Origin of the sequence: Mycobacterium interjectum (genome assembly GCF_900078675.2) — a bacterium.
Taxonomy (GTDB): domain Bacteria; phylum Actinomycetota; class Actinomycetes; order Mycobacteriales; family Mycobacteriaceae; genus Mycobacterium; species Mycobacterium interjectum.
On record NZ_LT546237.1, the window covers coordinates 4,633,662 to 4,635,470 of the forward strand.

A 1,809-nucleotide genomic window follows, 5' to 3' on the forward strand; every position below is an offset into this window, starting at 1 on the left:
TCGGTTGGCAGCGGCGTCGGCGGGCGCGATCGGGTCGCCGTCGGCGCCGAGAACCGCCACCTCGGCCAGCCCCGGCGGCTTGAGCTGGTCGAAGCCCAGGGCATTGCGGTCGATGATGTCTTCCCAGCCGAGCAGGCTGATGCTCACGGTGTCGGTCACCCGCGGTGCCAGCGACAGGGTCTGCGGCTCACCGGCCTTCAGCTCCCGGACCTGCGGGCCGTCGCCCAGGTTGACGGCCAGCAGCGTCGGGTGGGCCGGCAACGCCGACCGACTGGGCGCCACGCGCAGCCCGAAGACCTCGGTCGGCCGCGGCAGGGTGACGGTCAGCGTCGGCGGCGACTTGTGCTGCACCACCCGCTGCGGCGCAATCCACGCGGTGGCCGGGTCGCCGTCGGTGGCCGCGTACGCCGAGCCGAGAATGTCTATCACATCGGAATCACCTTGTGCGCGAGTGGTATTCGGCTCGGCGACCAGATCGGCAAGCTTGGGCCCCTCCCGTGGCCGCACCCACACCGTCGGCGTCACCGACACCGGAGCCGCCACGGTCAGGGTGCGGCTGAAGTTGACGGGCTCTTCCGGTGCCAGCGCCATCGAGGCCGCGCAGCGCACGCCGTCGGGCGCCCGGGCGCAGCCCGGCCTGCCCAGCAGCTCGGAGCCCAGGTCCCAGCCCGCTATCGCCGAGCCCGGCGGCGGCCCGGGCACGGCCACGGTGTGGCGCAGGTTGACCGGGTGGGCGAATCCGGAGGCGTCGTATTGGGTGATTGACAGGTCGGTGATGCCGAACTGCACACCGGGCGAGCCGTCGTCGGTGCCGGCGGCGGTCAACCGCACCCACGGGCTTTCGCCGTACGGCAGCGCCGCCACGAGCGGCTTGCCTGGCTCGTCGAACCGCAGGGTGGTGCTGCCGTTGGCGGTCTCGATCAGGATGCGACGGACCTGGGCGCCGACGGCGGTCGCGCTGGGTGTGATGGTGATGGCGCCGTTGCTGATCGGGTGGTCGAAGTCCACTTGCAGCCACTGCCCGACGGCGGACTGCAGCGCGTTGGACACCCACGCGGTTGCGGAGTCGCCGTCGATCGCGGCGGCCGGGGAGGTGGCCGGTGCGACGTCGGGCATCGCGGTGGAATCCGACGACGAGCTCGACACGGTGATCCTGCCGCCGTTCCAGGCGCCGGATACCGGGTCGGCGCCCGGGGCCGGGTAGTCGGGGACGCGGTTGAAGGTGTGCCGGGTGTCGCCGGGCGCCCGGATCGCCGACGAGTGGTGGTCGACGCGGCCGTAGTCGGTCTCGCGGTCCACCGGGGTGTCGGTCACGGTGACCAGGGGCGCCGCCAGCCCGGCGCCGCGCGCGTCGCTCGTCATCAGCACCGGACCCAGCGGCGGTCGGCCCTGCAGCCGTCGCCGCTCGTCGAGGCGCAGCAGTACCTCGGGCCCCCCGTCGACCCGGGCCATCCGGTCGGTGTCGACGAAGTACGGCGCGCCCGGATTGCCGGCAACGTCAACGCGGTAGATCTCTACCGCGGGGTAGCGCGGCCGCAGCCCGCCGTCGACGACGAAGCCCGCCAGCGTGCCGGGCCCCACCGGCGCGCCGAACTGCGCCACTTTTTGCAGTCGCGGCGAGCCCTCGACGGCGCGGTGCACCAGGATCGGTCGCGCCGAGCGGGACGTCTCCGGGTCCAGGTCGTTGCGCAGCACCACGTACGAAATGCCTTGCCGGGCAAGGGTATCGGCCAGGCCGGCCGAGGGTCGCCCCGCGGCGAACAGGCGTTGCACCGAATCCAGCGCCCGGATGGTCTGCGGCGGGGTCAA

The 1,809-nt window shown here is 73.1% G+C and carries 1 protein-coding gene; it reads right to left on the reverse strand.

All coding sequences use genetic code 11. The features are described from left to right. Positions 1-1,809: alpha-(1->3)-arabinofuranosyltransferase domain-containing protein (locus BN4348_RS56935; protein ID WP_142308830.1), on the reverse strand; the 1,809-nt coding region annotated here is incomplete at both ends.